General features: G+C 36.3%; 19 protein-coding genes and 1 CRISPR repeat array. Of the genes, 16 read left to right on the forward strand and 3 right to left on the reverse strand.

Features of this window, described 5'->3' with window-relative positions; genetic code table 11:
• The first annotated feature begins 1 nt into the window (after nt 1).
• The 10 genes from HCB45_RS12490 to HCB45_RS12535 all read left to right on the forward strand — a co-directional run bounded on the left by HCB45_RS12490 (nt 2) and on the right by HCB45_RS12535 (nt 7,883).
• The gene (locus HCB45_RS12490) at nt 2–604 is read left to right on the forward strand and encodes a KpsF/GutQ family sugar-phosphate isomerase (protein ID WP_185620112.1); all 603 of its coding nucleotides are present in this window, start codon (nt 2–4) and stop codon (nt 602–604) included.
• A gap of 27 nt (nt 605–631) precedes the next feature.
• A complete protein-coding gene (locus tag HCB45_RS12495) occupies nt 632–1,099 on the forward strand; it encodes a PTS sugar transporter subunit IIA (RefSeq protein WP_185620114.1) in 468 nt (155 codons plus the stop codon).
• A gap of 16 nt (nt 1,100–1,115) precedes the next feature.
• Entirely contained in the window at nt 1,116–1,514 is a 399-nt protein-coding gene (locus HCB45_RS12500) for a hypothetical protein (RefSeq protein WP_185608076.1), read from the forward strand.
• Between the two features lie 10 nt (nt 1,515–1,524).
• On the forward strand, nt 1,525–2,175 hold the full coding sequence (gene rpe, locus HCB45_RS12505) for a ribulose-phosphate 3-epimerase (protein WP_033533373.1): 651 nt from the start codon (nt 1,525–1,527) through the stop codon (nt 2,173–2,175).
• The gene (locus HCB45_RS12510) at nt 2,172–3,218 is read left to right on the forward strand and encodes a galactitol-1-phosphate 5-dehydrogenase (RefSeq protein WP_185620116.1); all 1,047 of its coding nucleotides are present in this window, start codon (nt 2,172–2,174) and stop codon (nt 3,216–3,218) included. The genes rpe and HCB45_RS12510 overlap by 4 nt, the downstream gene beginning before the upstream one ends.
• A gap of 15 nt (nt 3,219–3,233) precedes the next feature.
• The gene (locus HCB45_RS12515) at nt 3,234–3,527 is read left to right on the forward strand and encodes a PTS sugar transporter subunit IIB (protein WP_003721293.1); all 294 of its coding nucleotides are present in this window, start codon (nt 3,234–3,236) and stop codon (nt 3,525–3,527) included.
• 14 nt (nt 3,528–3,541) lie between these two features.
• Nucleotides 3,542–4,813, forward strand: coding sequence for a PTS galactitol transporter subunit IIC (locus HCB45_RS12520; protein ID WP_003765524.1), 1,272 nt, complete (start codon nt 3,542–3,544; stop codon nt 4,811–4,813).
• 139 nt (nt 4,814–4,952) lie between these two features.
• Nucleotides 4,953–5,888, forward strand: coding sequence for a ribose-phosphate diphosphokinase (locus HCB45_RS12525; protein WP_003765526.1), 936 nt, complete (start codon nt 4,953–4,955; stop codon nt 5,886–5,888).
• A gap of 244 nt (nt 5,889–6,132) precedes the next feature.
• A CRISPR array of direct repeats spans nt 6,133–6,484; the repeat unit is 29 nt; unit sequence GTTTTAGTTACTTATTGTGAAATGTAAAT.
• Between the two features lie 49 nt (nt 6,485–6,533).
• Nucleotides 6,534–7,121 (forward strand): netrin-like domain-containing protein, encoded by a 588-nt coding sequence (locus HCB45_RS12530; RefSeq protein ID WP_185608078.1) that lies wholly within the window; start codon nt 6,534–6,536, stop codon nt 7,119–7,121.
• 78 nt (nt 7,122–7,199) lie between these two features.
• Nucleotides 7,200–7,883 carry a type 1 glutamine amidotransferase gene (locus tag HCB45_RS12535; RefSeq protein WP_185620117.1) on the forward strand — a complete coding sequence of 228 codons (684 nt, stop codon included), beginning with the start codon at nt 7,200–7,202 and terminating at the stop codon, nt 7,881–7,883.
• 18 nt (nt 7,884–7,901) lie between these two features.
• Here the strand turns inward: HCB45_RS12535 and HCB45_RS12540 are convergent, their stop codons facing one another.
• On the reverse strand, nt 7,902–8,261 hold the full coding sequence (locus tag HCB45_RS12540; RefSeq protein WP_160465930.1) for a Lin0512 family protein: 360 nt from the start codon (nt 8,259–8,261) through the stop codon (nt 7,902–7,904).
• Between the two features lie 6 nt (nt 8,262–8,267).
• Nucleotides 8,268–8,726, reverse strand: a complete 459-nt coding sequence (locus tag HCB45_RS12545; RefSeq protein ID WP_185318019.1) for a MarR family winged helix-turn-helix transcriptional regulator — start codon at nt 8,724–8,726, stop codon at nt 8,268–8,270.
• 390 nt (nt 8,727–9,116) lie between these two features.
• Here HCB45_RS12545 and HCB45_RS12550 point away from each other — a divergent pair, with 390 nt between their 5' ends.
• Both HCB45_RS12550 and HCB45_RS12555 read left to right on the forward strand, forming a co-directional pair.
• Complete coding sequence (locus HCB45_RS12550) at nt 9,117–10,931, forward strand: LapB repeat-containing protein (RefSeq protein ID WP_185620118.1); 1,815 nt, start codon at nt 9,117–9,119, stop codon at nt 10,929–10,931.
• A gap of 75 nt (nt 10,932–11,006) precedes the next feature.
• Nucleotides 11,007–11,438, forward strand: coding sequence for a universal stress protein (locus HCB45_RS12555; RefSeq protein ID WP_003765536.1), 432 nt, complete (start codon nt 11,007–11,009; stop codon nt 11,436–11,438).
• A 77-nt stretch (nt 11,439–11,515) separates the two neighbouring features.
• Here HCB45_RS12555 and HCB45_RS12560 read toward each other — a convergent pair whose 3' ends face one another.
• A complete protein-coding gene (locus HCB45_RS12560; protein WP_185620120.1) occupies nt 11,516–12,331 on the reverse strand; it encodes a histidine phosphatase family protein in 816 nt (271 codons plus the stop codon).
• Nucleotides 12,332–12,691: 360 nt separating this feature from the next.
• Here HCB45_RS12560 and cas6 point away from each other — a divergent pair, with 360 nt between their 5' ends.
• From cas6 to cas5b, 4 genes are read left to right on the forward strand one after another with little or no spacing between them, the layout of a single operon-like run.
• Entirely contained in the window at nt 12,692–13,414 is a 723-nt protein-coding gene (cas6, locus tag HCB45_RS12565; protein ID WP_185620122.1) for a CRISPR-associated endoribonuclease Cas6, read from the forward strand.
• A gap of 16 nt (nt 13,415–13,430) precedes the next feature.
• Nucleotides 13,431–15,119 carry a type I-B CRISPR-associated protein Cas8b1/Cst1 gene (cas8a1, locus tag HCB45_RS12570; RefSeq protein WP_185620124.1) on the forward strand — a complete coding sequence of 563 codons (1,689 nt, stop codon included), beginning with the start codon at nt 13,431–13,433 and terminating at the stop codon, nt 15,117–15,119.
• Nucleotides 15,109–15,978, forward strand: a complete 870-nt coding sequence (cas7i, locus tag HCB45_RS12575; RefSeq protein ID WP_185620126.1) for a type I-B CRISPR-associated protein Cas7/Cst2/DevR — start codon at nt 15,109–15,111, stop codon at nt 15,976–15,978. Before cas8a1 ends, cas7i begins: the two co-directional genes overlap by 11 nt.
• Nucleotides 15,956–16,738, forward strand: coding sequence for a type I-B CRISPR-associated protein Cas5b (gene cas5b / locus HCB45_RS12580; protein ID WP_185620128.1), 783 nt, complete (start codon nt 15,956–15,958; stop codon nt 16,736–16,738). The genes cas7i and cas5b overlap by 23 nt, the downstream gene beginning before the upstream one ends.
• Nucleotides 16,739–16,755: the final 17 nt, after the last annotated feature.

The raw sequence follows: 16,755 nt of genomic DNA on the forward strand, positions 1-16,755 counted from the left end.
TTTGGATAAACAAGCTATTTTAAATAATATTCACCAAACATGGCAAGAAGAAGCAAATGCGATTTCCCGTTTGCCGGAAGTAACAAGTGAAGAGGCCCTCGTTAAAACTGTTGAAAAAATCGCCAAGTGCACAGGGAAAATAGTCGTATCTGGTTGTGGAACGTCCGGCGTCGCTGCGAAAAAATTAGTACATTCTTTCAATTGTATCGAACGTCCAGCCGTCTTTTTAACCCCATCAGATGCTGTGCACGGGACTCTTGGCGTACTTCAAAAAGAAGATATATTGATTCTCATTTCAAAAGGTGGGAATACAGGCGAATTACTTAATTTAATTCCTGCTTGTAAAACAAAAGGAAGTACATTGATTGGCGTAACAGAAAACCCAGAATCCGTTATCGCCAATGAAGCAGATGTCTTTTTCCCAGTAAGTGTAAGTAAAGAACCAGACCCTTTTAATATGTTAGCAACGGCAAGTACAATGGCTGTTATTGCAAGTTTTGATGCAGTTATTGTTTGCTTAATGACCTATATGAATTACACAAAAGAGCAGTTTTCCGTCATCCATCCTGGTGGTGCCGTTGGAAACAAATTATTAAATAAATAAACAAGCAGCCAGTCGGAGGGATGCAATTTGGATGTATTAGAATATTTTAAAGAAGAAATGGTTCGATTTTCAAACGAACAGGATAAAGAAAAATTACTTGCGGAAATGGCGGAACAGTTATGTGAAGTAGGCGCTGTAAAGCCGAGTTTCAAAGATGCGGTAATTAAACGGGAAAAAGTTTTTCCAACCGGATTACTAACCGCGCACGCCGGGGTTGCCATTCCGCATACAGATAGCGAACATGTTATTCGGCCAGTGGTGGCTGTACGAATACTCAAGAAGCCCGTTTCATTTATTGAAATGGCCTCTGATAACGAAGCAATTGATGTGAGAATTGTCTTTATGATGGCGCTAAGGAGTGCCGATGAACAACTAGATATGCTACAAACACTTATTCAACTTATTCAAGACGAGGAGGTGATGACGACCTTACTTAAAGCGCAAGAAACGGGAGATGTTCTTTCCGCAATAGAACATTTTTCTAAGAATAATTAAGGGAGGTCGGGAATAGATGGGGAGTTTTTTTGCAAGTTTTGTAGACTGGCTAATAGGAAGTCCAGGTAGGTTTGTCGTTAACTTAATTGAAGATAATATGCTGGTTTTTATGGTTATAGTAATGATCTACGCCACCACCATTTTATACGCCAAGTGGACACTCGCATACTACTTACCGAAAAAAATGAATCAGTTAGCAGAAATGAAAACGTGGGAGCTGGACGAATTATATGCAGCGTGGCAAACAAAGAAAAAAGCTCTACCGTGGTACATTCTCGTGCCAAGCCGAAATGAATTTTGGGTGAAATCAGCCCGAAATGCACCAGAATCAACTAAATTACTCCATTTTAGTCAACAAAAATTAAAACTAAGTGACAAAGAAAAGTTACAAAAAATCATAGAAATTCAATCTTGAGGTGATAATAGTGGCAAAAATAGTTCCGTCTGTTTTTGGAGCAGACATTGGCAGAATTAATGAACAGTTACAAGTCTTAGAGAAAAATGGCATCGATTTATTACATGTAGATATGATGGATGGCTCGTTCGTTCCGAATATTGCTTTTGGTCCAGATCAAATCAAAATGATGAAAAAAGGCACAAAACTTCAATTTGATGTTCATATGATGGTGTATGAACCAGACCGTTATATTCCAAGATTAGTGGAAGCAGGCGCACATATGATTACAGTCCACCAAGAAGCGACGACTCATTTGCATCGTACAATTCAACTAATTAAAAGTTACGGAGTTCGCGCGGGAGTTGTGTTAAATCCAGGTACACCACCAAGCACTTTGGAATACGTGTTAGATGATATTGACTGTATTTTGCTTATGACTGTAAATCCAGGATTAGGTGGTCAAAAATTCTTCCAATCAAGTTTAGAAAAAATCAGAAAAACCAAGGCGTATATTGGAAACCGTCCTATTCAAATTGAAGTAGACGGCGGAGTGAATGCCGAACTTGCGAAAGAATGTACACTTGCAGGTGCGGATTTAATCGTTGTAGGATCTTACTTATTTGAAGGAGATATCGAAGCGAATTTGGAGAAGTTATCGAAAGGAGTTTTAACAGAATGAAAGCTTTAAAATTATATGGAAAAAGAGATTTGCGTTATGAAGAAGCGGATATGCCAACAATCGAACAGCCAGATGATGTTATTTTGAAAGTGAAAACGGTTGGGATTTGCGGATCTGATATTTCGAGATACAGTAAACTTGGTCCGTACGTACCAGGAATGGTGTGGGGACATGAATTTTCAGGAGAAGTGATTGAGGTTGGTAGTGAGGTAACGGATATTGAAGTTGGTGATAGGGCTGCCGGATGCCCAGCACTCTATTGCGGTGAGTGTGAATACTGTAAAAAAGGCGAATTCGCCCGCTGTCGGAAGCTAACAGTAATCGGAGCAAGACATCCCGGAGCCTATGCTGAGTATATCAAACTTCCAGCAGAAAATGTAGTAAAAATACCAGACGAATTAGATTATGAAGCTGCTGCACTTGTAGAACCTTCCGCAGTAGTCGTTCATGGGTTTTATCATACGAAATTACAAGCAGGCGATGATGTCGTTGTTGTCGGAAGCGGCAATATCGGTTTGCTAGCAATTCAATGGGCAAAAGTTTTTGGCGCAAAAAGAGTTATTGCAATTGATGTAGACGATAAAAAGTTAGCTCTTGCAAAAGAAGTAGGAGCAGACGTCGTTATTAATTCTTTAAAAGAAGATCCGTTAGAAGTAGTCGCTGCACATACAGATGATCTAAACGCTGATTTAGTTGTAGAAGCAGCGGGATCACCCATTACATCTGCCCAAGTTTTTGCCTATGCCAAAAAAGGTGGAGGCGTCGTTTTCCTTGGAATTCCATACGCGGATGTAACAATCGAACGTTTCTATTTTGAAAAAATTGTTCGGAGCGAGCTTACTGTTTGGGGTTCATGGAACGCAATTTCCGCACCATTTCCAGGGAAAGAGTGGCAAACAACCATTCACTTCCTAGCCAATAAACAAATCAACATTGAGCCAATGATTACACATCGTCTTTCACTTGCTGAAGGACCAGAAGTTTTTGAGCGAATCTATGAAAGAAATGAATTTTTCGGGAAAGTATTATTTTTCCCAGAATGATAGGGGGATTTTAAGATGAAAAAGAAGAGAATTTATGTATGTTGTGGGACTGGAATTGCGACTTCCACAGTTATTTCCAAAAAAGTACGTGCAGTTTTAGATGAAAAGCGCATTCCATATGAAATTAGTCAATGCACGGTTCAAGAAGTAGCATCAAAAGTAAGTACATCCAAGCCAGACATTATTGTTAGCTCAACGACTGTTACAGGCGATGTTGGTGATGTACCGGTTGTTATTGGGAGATCATTTTTAACAGGCCTTAAAAAACAAGAAACAATCGATGAAATACTCGCGATACTTCAAGATTAAAGGGAGGGCACAAAATGGATATTATTCTAGATTTCTTTAAATATATTATCGGACTTGGTGTAACAGTTATGATGCCAATTATCATTACCATTCTAGGTGTGATTTTCCGCAAGAAAATTAGTGTAGCTTTTAAAGCAGGATTAACAGTTGGTGTTGGGTTTGTTGGACTAGGCGTTATTACTTCACTTATGTTAACGACCATTACACCAGTAACAAAAGCACTCGTAGAAAATTATAATTTCAAATTAACCGCGACGGATATCGGCTGGGGAGTCGGGTCATCACTCGCATGGGGAACTGAAGTAGTACCATTTGTTTTCGTCGCAATTATTGCAACTAATATTTTAATGATTGCCTTTAAATGGACGAAAACAATGGATGTTGATATTTGGAACTACTGGCAGCCGCTTTTTATCGCGAGTGCACTTTACTTAACGACCGGTAGTATGATTATTGCTATTCTTAGTTCGATTATTAATATGGCAATTATTTTCAAAATCGCTGACTGGACACAAAAAGATGTAGAGGATGTATTAGGTTTGGATGGAATTTCCCTACCACAAATTCAAACTTCTGGGTGGGCTCTTGTTGGTTATCCGATGAACTGGTTACTTGGAAAAATTCCTGGCGTTAGGAAAATCAATTGGTCCACAGAGAAAGTTCAAACCCGCTTAGGTATTTTCGGCGAACCAATGCTGATGGGCTTAATTATCGGTGGTGGACTTGCAGCAATTGCGCAAATGCCACTAAGCCAAGTACTGCAAACCGGAGTAACAATTGCAGCTAGTTTAGTACTTATTCCGCGGATGGTTTCGCTTTTAATGGACGGGCTTACCGTTATTTCAGAAGCTGCCCATGAATTCATGGAAAAACGTTTCCCAGGTCGCGAACTATTTATCGGACTAGATTCAGCAGTTGGGATTGGACACCCATTTGTACTTTCACTTGGACTTTTAATGATTCCAATTACTTTAATCTTGGCATTCATTTTGCCAGGCAATAAAGTATTACCTTTAGCTGATTTAACGGCATTACCATTCTATATGATTTTTGCCATTGTGCCATCAAAAGGTAATTTGTTTAGAGGTATTTTTACAGGTATCGTTATCGTCATTATTACCCTCTACCTATCAGGCGCAGCGGCACCACTGATGACAGAACTTGCTGGTCAAATCGGCTATAATATACCGAAAGATGCTGTAGAAGTAACTTCTCTAGCTGTAGGGACTCAGTGGTATACTTGGATTGTATATTACGGACTTCATTGGTTCGGAGGCATTCTTTAATTGTAATATAGTGAAACAAGCATTAGTTCGCGCTAATGCTTATTTCATTTCCATGAAGAATTTTTAGCTAGTAGACAACCCTCAGACAGTTCTATATAATAATAAGGAGAAGAAATTAGTACGGCGGAAGGAGATAGCAATGACAGGCAAAATGAAACTTTTTTCTGTGACGAGTGAGAGACCACTTGCGACAAAAATTGCAGATTATCTAGATATACCTTTATGTGAGGTGGAGCTCCAGAAGTTCAGTGATGGAGAAGTGAAAATTAATATTGAGGAAAGTATCCGCGGTACTAACGCGTATGTTGTTCAATCAATGAATGCAAACGTAAATGAACGCTTAATGGAACTTTTAATCATGGTAGATGCCTTAAAACGCGCCTCCGTGCACTCAATTAATATAATTATGCCTTATTATGGCTATGCTCGTCAGGACAGAAAAGCACGCTCAAGAGAACCTATTACTGCCAAATTAATGGCAAACTTAATCCAACGTGCGGGAGCAAATCGTTTAATTACGGTTGATTTGCATGCAGCTCAAATTCAAGGCTTTTTCAATATTCCAATCGATCATCTGTCAGCAGTTCCACTTATCGGTGATTATTTGATTGAAAAATACGGTGAAGAGGACGTTGTTGTAGTCGCACCAGACCATAGTGGTGTTGTTCGTGCACGTAGAATTGCTGATCGGTTAAATGCGCCAATTGCCATTTTAAATCGTAAACCAAGACCGCACGAAGATGAGATTATGAGCGTTATCGGCGACGTGAAAGGCAAAGTCGCAATCGTTGTCGATGATATTATTGATACAGGTGTACGTGCCACAACTTCAGCTGACATTTTACTTGAAAAAGGGGCAGTAGAAGTAATCGCGTGCGCAACCCATTCAGTCATGGCTGGAGACGCGACTGAACGTTTGCAAAACTCAAGAATCAAAGAAGTTATTACATCCGACTCTATCGACCTTCCAGAAGAAAAACAATTCGAAAAACTAACCACGATTTCCATTGGACGCATCCTAGGCCGCGCAATCGAAGGCGTCCAAGAAAACCGTTCATTGCATCCGTTATTTTAAATATTAAACTTAAAAACAGTAACTTAGCATAGTGCTGTTTTTTTGTTTTTAGTAATCTGTCGACCAGCAGTAACGTAAAAAACACCGAAGACCGACAGAAAGTTGTGAATGCTTGGAGGAAGCAGAGTTTGGAGATATTTGCTTTGAAAAAGTATGCTGGCAAAAGTAGATTTCATCTGATTTTGAACAGGTCGACAGAAACAGCCTTTTGAGGTAAGATGGGAGTAAGAAGAAAAGTGCACGGGTTTTAGTTACTTATTGTGAAATGTAAATGTTGTTTGGTCTACATCGAAAAGAGCGTGTGTTTCGTTTTAGTTACTTATTGTGAAATGTAAATACAAAATGGAAATTCATTCAACAGTCGCGTTTGATGTTTTAGTTACTTATTGTGAAATGTAAATTGCGTGAACATGACTCCCTTAACATGTGCAAACACCGTTTTAGTTACTTATTGTGAAATGTAAATCAAGTTGAAGATATAAACTACATTCAGACAGTTAAAAGTTTTAGTTACTTATTGTGAAATGTAAATGATATATCAATCTTTAATTTTTTAACTTCCATTTTTGTTTAGTTACTTATTGTGAAATGTAAATGTAGGAAGCGGCTTTAAAGAAATTATTAAATAATCTGGAGGACATTTTCATGAAAAAAGTTTTAATGCCACTTATGCTACTCGCAGTTTTATTATATGGTTGTTCATCACAAAACGAAGGGGTAACGAAAGAAACTGCCATTTCGAAGACGATCTCTATACGAGCGGACTACACTATTCCAGCAAATTTGGAGGAACTAACAGCGAGCAGTGATTCTATTGTTAAAGTGAAATTTCTACAGAATAAAGACATCGGTAAAAATGGAAGTACAATTAGTGAAGTAGAGATTTTAAAAAACTACAAAGGTAATTTTAAAAAGGGCGAGAAAATAGATATCTCGGAACCGTGGTATTTAAGTGATGATAAATATGTCGCGGTTGAAAACTATATTGCGCTTGAAAAAAATAAAGAATATACCTTGTTTCTTAACGAAAGCGACGATAAAGTAAGTTCTATAGTTAGCATGGGTTACGGTAAATTCAGTGAAAATCTCCAAGAAAAACAAGGTATTCTTGCAGATTTTGACAAACTTGGCGAAGTTCAAAAATACGATTTTATTTCTGAGAGCAAGGATGAAGTAAAGAATTACCAAGCAATCAAGCAACAAGTTTTCGAAAAATATCAAGATTCAAAGTGAAAATAACATATAGTTTAGCCTAGTTGCGGAAACCCTAAAATTCCGTCATAATAGAAAAAAATGACGGGAGCTGATAAATTGATTATTGATGTATTGCAACATGTGCCGCACGAAGGACCTGGACTTATAGCGAATTGGGCGAGAGAAAATCAGCATCAGTTAAAGATACATACGTTATTTGAAGAAAATGAATATGTTCCAAAAGACGCGGATTTTTTAATTGTGCTTGGAGGACCGATGGGGATAAATGATACAGCTGAATTCCCCTGGTTATTGGAAGAGAGGGCCTTGATAAGACGATTAAGTGAGCAAAATAAACCAGTATTTGGTGTATGTCTTGGTGCTCAGCAAATTGCAGCGACTTTTGGTAGTGAAATTACGGTAAATAAAGAAAAGGAAGTCGGCTGGTTTCCTGTTAAGCGAACATCCGAAAAATTAGCGTTTTTTCCTGAATCGCTCGACGTATTTCATTGGCATCAAGATACATTTTCGTTGCCGGATGGTGCTACTCGTTTGTTTGCTAGCGAAGGTTGCTTAAATCAAGGCTTTATATACGGAGAAAATATTATCGGTTTACAATTTCATTTTGAAATGGAAAAGGCTGGAATAGAAACCATTTTGCAAATTGATGGGGAATTTATCACACCGGGTAAATACGTTCAAAGCATCGAATTAATGCGAGGTAAAAGTGTTCCTCGGGATAATAAGCAAATGTTAGAAGCTATTTTGGATTATTTAATAAAAGCAAAACCATCTGACTAAAAATCAGATGGTTTTTTCTTAATATCCAGTTTCAACAGAAGCGTTGACAATATACATTAAGTCGTTCTTGTCTTCTTTATCTTCCAAGAAAATGCCGCTTGTTGTCATCATGCCGCCAGCCATTTTTTCGATTGTTACTGTGCCATAAGGGATAATGGCGCGAATGGAATCTTCGTCTAATTTATCAGCATCGCATGGTAAAGCTAGTTTGATATTCACTACCATGTTTTGTAAATCGCCCTCTGGAAGGAGTCCTTGAATTCCGGGCATCGAATTAGTGAAAATCGCATTTCTTACAGCGCGTTCAGCCGCTTTAGTTATATTTTGGCCGTGTACATCTACACCAAAGCCAGTTTGAATGAATAAAATTTGTTCCATCATCCGTCACTCCTTAAAATCTTTTATTAAAGCTGCACCAGGTCGATTTTTTGCGTAGCCTTCCATTACTTCGGTAAAATGTAAGCCATCAGTATCAGAAGTATTAGCGAATATTTCCGCCATCTGTTTTCGTTGTGCAGCGCCAAGTTCATTTTCTAATTCTTTACCAGCTGAGGTCAAGAAAATACAGCGTTGGCGTTTGTCGCGAGTGCCTTGTTCAATTGTAAGAAGTTCGCGATCTTTTAACTCTGCAAGTGGCTGGTGTAAAGCTTGTTTCGATATTTCTAAAAAGGTTAGAAGTTCGTTAATCGTAAGTCCAGGCATCCGTGCAGTGAAGAACAAAATGCGATGATGTAATCTTTTTAGTGAATGTTTGGCAATAATTAAATCAGCGGTCTCTGTAAATGCTTTATAGCCGAAGTAAAATAAAGCGATTTGTTGATTCATGTTTTGCTCATTGTTCATAAATATACCCCTTTTTCTGTCAATATCAACAGTATAGCATAAATAGGGCGAAGAAATGATGGTAAGCGCACTACTTTTTTCTCATTAAAAAAGCTTTATTTACAAGTGGAATTTGATAAGTTTTTAAATAAATAGAAAACAGAGAGTTTAAAATTAGTGATAAAACGTCTATTTGTGTACAAAATGTTACGTTAATTGAATTTTCAAAACTTTTATTTCTGATAAATAAAACGTTTTCTTTGTTGGTTTAAAGCGATTTATCAGTATTATAAACTGAATAATATGAATATTAAATCAAATAAAATGTGAATTTTTTTACGAAAACGTATTGAGAGTTAATTTTTAGGACGTTATACTTTGGAAAGAAATCAAACATTAAGGAGACCATAAATGAAAAAAGTTCTAAAAATGTTTCTCGTAACTATTTGTATGTTTATAATGATTTATCCTACAACGGCAGTTCATGCAGATGAAACCGCAGAGGTCGTAAATATTCCTGATACAAACTTAAGAGCCTATCTAAATGGACTACTCAAACAACCCGCGGATGCTCCAATCACTAAAAGCCAACTAGCAACAATCAAAACCGTTACTCTTGCTGGAAGTAATTATACTGATCTTACTGGTATAGAAGAAGCGGAAAATCTTACAACACTTACACTTAACAATACAAACATTCAAACCCTAGAGCCAATTAAAAACCAAACATCTTTGACTTACTTAACTGTTAGTGGTGACAATGTGAAAGATAGCTTTTTTGTAGATTTAAACGGGTTAGTTAATTTACAGAGCTTGAGTATCGGTAGCAGCGAAGTAACACATAATATTTTCAATAATTTTAATAAATTACCGAAACTTACCTACCTATATGCCCAAAATTCAATGAAAATCACGGATATTTCTGCATTAGCCTCTTTGCCAGCATTAACAACGCTTTTTGTACAATTTGATGGAATTGATGATTTTCGACCTTTAAATGATTTTGAGAGTTTTAAAAATGGTAACTTAAAAGCTTTAGCAGCATTTGGACAAAATACCGGTCGGACAAATCCGCGCATCACGCTTAAATCAGGCAAACTTGATTTTAACGAAGCAAACCAAACGTTATATTTACCATTTTCGATGATGCCAAAGCCATTAACTAGCTTTGATGGGACAGTTGCTCCTTTTTCTAAATCCAACTCTGCAAGTAACACGTACTTAGGTTTTAACGATGTGGCACTTCCAAGTTCACGTCTTACAATTACAGATGATGGCATTACAGTAAGTGGCGTAACGAAAGAAGAATTTGATAATTTAACGGAAATTGAATATAATGCGCGCTATGATTTTCCGACAGGTAGTTATCCTACACCACCGAATATGACTTCTTATGTTGTTTCAAGCGGAACTTACGATCAGTATTTTGATATTAGCCATACGTTAGATTTAACAGCCGATGAAAGTTTTGACTATAATCAATACGATGCAACAACAGAAGAGCAATTTTTAAAAGATGTTAACGCTAAAACGGACGATGGCACTCTTGTCCAAAGTGATTTTAACCAAGTAGTAAAACTAGATGTACCGGGCGAATACACGGTCACATTAAACGCAGAAAATGCGGCAGGGCTAAAAGCAACTCCTGTGACAGTAAAGGTAACTGTACATGAAAAACCTGTTATCACAGCAGATCCTGCTATTTCTTATAAAAAAGCAACAACTAAATCAGTCGACGAATTTTTAAACGAGATTCATTCCGCTGTAACAGGAAACGCGACACTTACGAGCGATTTTAATAAAGTAGTAGATTTAACCACACCAGGAAAATACACCGTAACATTAAATGCTGAAAATGAGCGCGGCCAAAAAGCAGATCCTGTAACAGTTATTGTGACAGTCACTGATGCGGACGGCGAAACAGTTGACCCAACACCACCTGCATCCGAAGAAAAGAACTCAACACAAGATGAAAAACCAATCTCAGAAGTCACAAAACTTCCAGAAATCCTTAGTGAAAACGCAGAAGAACAAGTTAACGTGCAAGAAAAAGCAGAAAAGGCTACACTCGTAACTAATGAAAATGTAGCAACAAAAACAAACCAACCAAAAACTAAAAACCTTCCAAAAACCGGCGATGCGGGACTAGGCACTCTTCCAATAGTTTCAGCAGGAGCAATGCTTAGTTTGACGGCTCTCATTCTTTTCAGAAAACGCAAATCTTAAACATCTGAAAAGAAGCCTAAAATTATTTTTATAGGGTATTGAATACTATAAGAAAAGTTGTAGGAGGTTATAATTATGGAAAAATATCATCGCATTCTTGTAGCTGTGGACGGTTCGGAACCAGCGAAATTAGCCTTTGAAAAAGGAGTAGAACTAGCTCTGAAATTAAATGGTGTTCTTGGTATTGCAAGCATTGTTGATTTACGAGCTTTTTCTCCAAATGTCTCTTATGATGGTAGTTTAGAAGAAAAAGCAGAATTAGAATTAAAAACAAGCGTAAATGAATATGCCGATATAGCGAGGAAAGCTGGGGTGGCGAAAGTAGAAACTTTTGTAGCTAAAGGCAATCCTAAAATCTTACTATCAACTGATATTCCAGCAGAATTTCAAGCAGATTTAATTATTTGTGGAGCTACCGGAATGAATCGGGTTGAAAAACTTGTGCTTGGTAGCGTATCTTCCTATATCATGGCCCATGCGATTTGTGACACTTTAATAGCAAGATAATAAAAGAGGAGATACTTTTCAAAAGTATCTCCTCTTTTATTTGTTTAGATTTATGTGTGGCATAAAAATATAGGATTTTATTTAGAACCTTTTTCCACGTAGCTTAAATCATTTACATCGCCAATAGTGAATTTACCATCTTTGTAAGTGATTTTTGTTACACTTGCATTTTTGATACCTTCAGCAGGAAGTTTGTATCCTGGTTCGATAGTATCAAGAAGTGCGCCGATACTTAAGCCGTGGGAAACTAGTAATACATTGCTGTCGCCATTTTCGCTTTCTTTCTTAGCAACTTCTGTTAAGCCTTCTTTTAGTCGAGCTTGGATAGTTGCGTAATCTTCTGCTGGCCAGTTTTCGCCTTCTTTTACGCGAGTTTTATCAAGAGCAGCTACACTATCCGCAAATCCTTTTGGAGAAATACCAGCTTTTTGCCATTCTTCTAAAGTTTTACCTTGGCTTTTTGCAATATCAGTCCACATATTTTCATTTAAATCGCCTTCATAAGAACCGAAATTGAATTCACGGAAACGTGGGTCTGTTTCGACTTTTTTATCAGCGGATTTATCGCTTTCTTTCAAAATTAAGTTTGCAGTTTGGATAGCACGACCACTGTCACTGCTGTAAGCTGCAGAGAAATCAACGTCTTTTAAGCCTTTACCAGCACTTTTAACTACTTCTTCACCAGCGGGAGTAAGAACCGCATCAGACCAACCTTGTACACGATCAGTTGTGTTTAACATTGTTTTACCATGACGTACTACATAAAATGTCACAGTGCCATCTTCTTTAGTTTCTTTTGTCTCTTTTTTGTCTGCAGATGTGCTGTTACCGCAACCTGCAATTAATAGTACTGCGCATAACGCCATCATCAATTTAAAAATATTTTTCTTCATCTTATTCTCCTTTTTTGTAAGTTTTTAGCAAAATAAAAACCCAGATAAATCGAAAACTAGCCCAAAAAGCCAATTCTCCATTTATCTAGGTTATGCCCAAGTTGGTAACATTCCTGAATAAGGATATTTGTTTATAGAATGATTTTAGCATGGATAGAAAGCGTTTACAAGTCTGTTTTTAGTAAATTTTAAAAAATAACAAAAAGGAGAGATTTTTTTTATTAGATAAAAGTGAAATAAACAAATAATAGAATAGTTGAATGTTCAAAATAACACAATAAATCGAAACCCCTTTAATTGCAATTGATTTGGGCGTTTTTTTATGTTAAATTTATCTTATGGAATGGAGGTGGGAAAACAGTGAGATTGAAGATAAATTGTGACTTTGATTCTAAAAAAATCCCTAAAGATTTTCGAAGTAAAATTGTTAGTCTTTTTAAAGCGGGAATTACGAAATCAAACCCAGAGAGATACGAAGATTTATTTGGCGGGAACAAACATAAGAAGTATACTTTTTCAGTTTACTTACCTAAACCACAGAATAATAAGTCAGAAATTAATCTTGAAGAAGCTAATTGTATTATTAATTTTTCAACGGGAGATGCAGAAACAGGAGTCATTTTTTATAATGCATTAATCAGTTTGAGAGGTAGCAAAGTTTTATTTGGAGCTGAAAATAATATTACTGTAAAAAATATCCAAATGATTCCAGAGAAAAAAATTAGCGGTAATCGCACTATTTTGAAAACGCTTTCTCCTATTGTAAGTCGAAATCATGATAGGGAAACATTCAAAAACTGGTTTTACAGTTTTGAGGATGCCGAATTTGAGGCAACTTTGAAAAGAAATATGTTGCCGTATTTGGTAGAAGCACATGGTGAGCAAGCTCGTTATGATTTGGAGAAATTGAAAATAACGCCAATTTCGATGAAGAAAGTAGTCGTTTATTGCCACGAGATACATATTGAAAGCTCGGTTGGGATTTTTGAATTGGAGGCTGAGGCTTATTTGCAGAAGTATTTGGTGGAGAATGGGATTGGGACTATGACAGGATCTGGATTTGGCATGATAGAGCAGCTTTAGACTGGAGGTGGAGAAAATGCAAACAGAAATAGAAGTGCGGGCAAATGACTGGATTATAAATGCTAGTTTAATTGGTTTTCTAAATATTGTTGGTAAAAAAAATGTGAGAATTGAGGGGCAATCGATTTATTTCACAGCTGATTTATTGGAAGACTTTGAAACTAAATATTTTAATTTCTTTATTCAAGAATATAAAGAAACATTAGCTTGGTCTAAAATCGTTTCTTATAAAAAGACAATGGAATGTTTTAAAGCAGATGAATTTGCTTCTTTTGATGAAAATGCATTGGATAATTTAAATAAATATGTGAAAAATGTAGTAAAATTTTATTTAAAGAAGGCTAATTATATCAAAGTGTTCCCACTAATTAATCCTGATGTTGATGTAAATAAATGGCTAGAGAATATAAATACGATTAATTTGACCAAAAAGCAAAAATGGGAAGATGTGAAGTTAAATATAATTGAACAGGTGAAACAAATTTATACTCAGCTAGATCTGATTATTGATTTTTGTGCAAGTGAAAAGGGACTTCAATATCTAGGCGCAAAAAACCTGATATATTCTGTTATAAATAAAGGCTGGTCCGGTGTTTCTTTCCTTTTTAAACAAACAAAATTTATTGATCCTTATTTAGATTACAAAACAACCTTTGTGGATCCAGTTTTAGAATATTTAGATACTGATTTGTCTAAAGCGAAATACAATTGTTTCAATTGTAATCAACCAATCAAGAATTTGAAATTAGATCTCAGTTTTATGAACGATGTTGGATTTGATACTGCAAGAAAAACGGCTCACGTATGGGATTTTAACAATGATGTTGCGACTTGCCCGATTTGTCGTTTGATTTATTCATGTGTTCCAGCTGGATTTACGTATGTGTACGGAGAAGGTATGTTTGTCAACGATTCATATGGCGTAGAGGAGTTATATCGTGTTAATGAACGTATGCGGAATTCTATCCTGCGCTTTAACCAAGATGGAATTAATTCAACTAATACTTACCGAGCACTTGTGGAGTCTATTACTATGGAGCATGAAAATAATCGTCGCTATGAACTGGCGGATATTCAGTTAGTTAGATACGAAAATGAGCATTATCGTTTCAATTTACTTTCTAAAAAAATGTTGCATATTGTAAATGATTCAAAGGGAATATTGAAAGGTTTAATTCGTTGTGGCTACAAAGAAGGTAATTTGAATGTTAATTTGTACAAAGAAGTTCTTCAGCATTTAATGAACAATGAAAATTTATTTACGCTTATTCATAAATTAATCTACTATAAGCAAACTAGTGTAAATGGGTTGTATTACAATATGGGACACGTTTCAGGGATTTTAGATATAAATACAAAATTTTTGAAGGAGATGGAAGTGATGACAAATATTTCTCAAAATCAATTATGGTTCGTTCAAAATTGTGGAAAGGAATTTAAGGAAGGCTATGTTAAGAAGAAGTCAGAAAATAAAATTTCGGGAATAACATACAAATTATTAAATTCATTAAAGGTCAATGATAAAGATGGATTTATGGATGCTTTATTGAATAGTTATTCCTATTTAGCTATGCCCATTCCAGATGTATTCATAAAAATGTTTTCGAATGATGAAGCTTTTAAATCAGTTGGTTATGCATTTATGCTTGGAGTAGGTGGAGAGAAAACTAAAAAAGAAGACGGGGGAAACACAGATGAAAAATAAAGGACTAGCAATGACAATTATTTTCCAAGCAGAAAGTGCCAACTACGGGGAGTCTCTTGGTAATATTTCTTCACTTAAAAAGATTTCTAGAAATAACGGTGACCAATATACATATATTTCTCGCCAAGCAATTCGCTACAACTTGATGGATCAAATTGGAGAGAAAGAAGCTCCAGTAAAGGCTGAAGGTGGCGGTGATAAGAAAGTTATTCAATTCCTAAGTGAAGCGACTATTACAGATTTCCCAGAACTTGATTTCTTTGGTTACCTTAAAACAGAGAAAGGAAGCGGTGGACAAAAGCGTTCTGCAAAAGTCCGTTTATCTAATGCCATTTCGCTTGAAACGTTTAAAGGTGATTTGGATTTTCTGACGAATAAAGGTCAAGCCGATAAATTAAATGAAAACATGAATATCGCACAAGCGGAAATTCATAAATCTTATTATCGTTATACAATGACGATTGATTTAGATCAAATTGGTATCGATGGGGAAATTGCACTTGATAATAAAGAAAAAGCTCGTCGTGTGAAAAAATTGATGGACACAGTAGCATTTTTGTACCGTGACATTCGCGGGCGCCGAGAAGATTTAAAACCTCTTTTCATTATAGGTGGAGTTTATGATGTGAAAAATCCTGTTTTCCAAAATGTTGTAGATGTAGCAGATAACAATATTGTTATTAAAAATATTAAAGATTTACTTACGTATGAAGATATCAAAGAAAATACGAGAGTGGGTATTATTGACGGGCAATTTGCTAATTCTGATGAAGTGAAAGCCGAGCTAAAAGCAGAATCTGTGCCGGCATTCTTTAACGATATTAAAGGAAAGATTGATGCTTATTATGAAAGCAATTAGAGTAAAACTTTGGCAAGACTTGGTGAATTTTAAGAAACCAACTAGTTTTCAATTAAAAGAAACGTATCCTTTACCACCTTATTCAACTGTAATCGGGATGGTCCATACGCTTTGTGGTTTTACGAGCTATCATGAAATGAAAATTAGTATTCAAGGGAAGTACTTTTCGAAGGTGAACGATTTAGCGACGAGGTATGAGTTTAAAAATGGGATGAATTACGATGCCACTCGTCATCAAATCAAAGTAGGTGATTATGGTGTGAGTCGTGGTATATCGACGGTAGAGCTTCTTGTGGATTTAGAACTACTGCTTCACATCATTCCGGAAGACTCATCACTCGTACCAATCATCGAAAAAGCATTTAGAGAGCCTATTGAGTTCCCATCGCTAGGTCGTCGCGAGGATATTGCGACTATTCAAGAGGTGGAAGTTGTGGATGTGGAGAAACGGCAACCTAAAAAAAGCACAGAAATATCAGATGGTTACAATGCCTATGTGCCAATCTCGCTCACTGAAAATAATTCTGTTCATTTCAAATCACATGAAAGCTCAGTTGGTCGTGATAAACTGTTAGGTACAAGATATTTGCTAACAGAAAAATATGAAAGAGTTAACCACGGAACAGAAAAAGCACCTAAGTTTTTCCGTAAGTGGCGAAAGAGAGATGTTATTTACTCAAGTAGAATTTTTGTCTCTAAGAAAGATGTTTTCTTTTTTGATGAAGATGATTACTTAGTCTTTATTGAAGAAGAGGAGTAATAATAACAAACAATTAC

This window comes from Listeria farberi (assembly GCF_014229245.1).
Lineage (GTDB): Bacteria > Bacillota > Bacilli > Lactobacillales > Listeriaceae > Listeria > Listeria farberi.

Coding starts and splice junctions, on each gene's coding strand:
- HCB45_RS12500 (WP_185608076.1), top strand. CDS start 1,116: ATGGGGAGTTTTTTTGCAAGTTTTGTAGACTGGCTAATAGGAAGTCCA.
- HCB45_RS12550 (WP_185620118.1), top strand. CDS start 9,117: ATGAAAAAAGTTCTAAAAATGTTTCTCGTAACTATTTGTATGTTTATA.
- HCB45_RS12515 (WP_003721293.1), top strand. CDS start 3,234: ATGAAAAAGAAGAGAATTTATGTATGTTGTGGGACTGGAATTGCGACT.
- cas8a1 (WP_185620124.1), top strand. CDS start 13,431: ATGCAAACAGAAATAGAAGTGCGGGCAAATGACTGGATTATAAATGCT.
- HCB45_RS12520 (WP_003765524.1), top strand. CDS start 3,542: ATGGATATTATTCTAGATTTCTTTAAATATATTATCGGACTTGGTGTA.
- cas7i (WP_185620126.1), top strand. CDS start 15,109: ATGAAAAATAAAGGACTAGCAATGACAATTATTTTCCAAGCAGAAAGT.
- HCB45_RS12560 (WP_185620120.1), bottom strand. CDS start 12,331: ATGAAGAAAAATATTTTTAAATTGATGATGGCGTTATGCGCAGTACTA.
- HCB45_RS12545 (WP_185318019.1), bottom strand. CDS start 8,726: ATGAACAATGAGCAAAACATGAATCAACAAATCGCTTTATTTTACTTC.
- HCB45_RS12540 (WP_160465930.1), bottom strand. CDS start 8,261: ATGGAACAAATTTTATTCATTCAAACTGGCTTTGGTGTAGATGTACAC.
- HCB45_RS12555 (WP_003765536.1), top strand. CDS start 11,007: ATGGAAAAATATCATCGCATTCTTGTAGCTGTGGACGGTTCGGAACCA.
- HCB45_RS12530 (WP_185608078.1), top strand. CDS start 6,534: ATGAAAAAAGTTTTAATGCCACTTATGCTACTCGCAGTTTTATTATAT.
- HCB45_RS12525 (WP_003765526.1), top strand. CDS start 4,953: ATGACAGGCAAAATGAAACTTTTTTCTGTGACGAGTGAGAGACCACTT.
- cas5b (WP_185620128.1), top strand. CDS start 15,956: ATGCTTATTATGAAAGCAATTAGAGTAAAACTTTGGCAAGACTTGGTG.
- HCB45_RS12510 (WP_185620116.1), top strand. CDS start 2,172: ATGAAAGCTTTAAAATTATATGGAAAAAGAGATTTGCGTTATGAAGAA.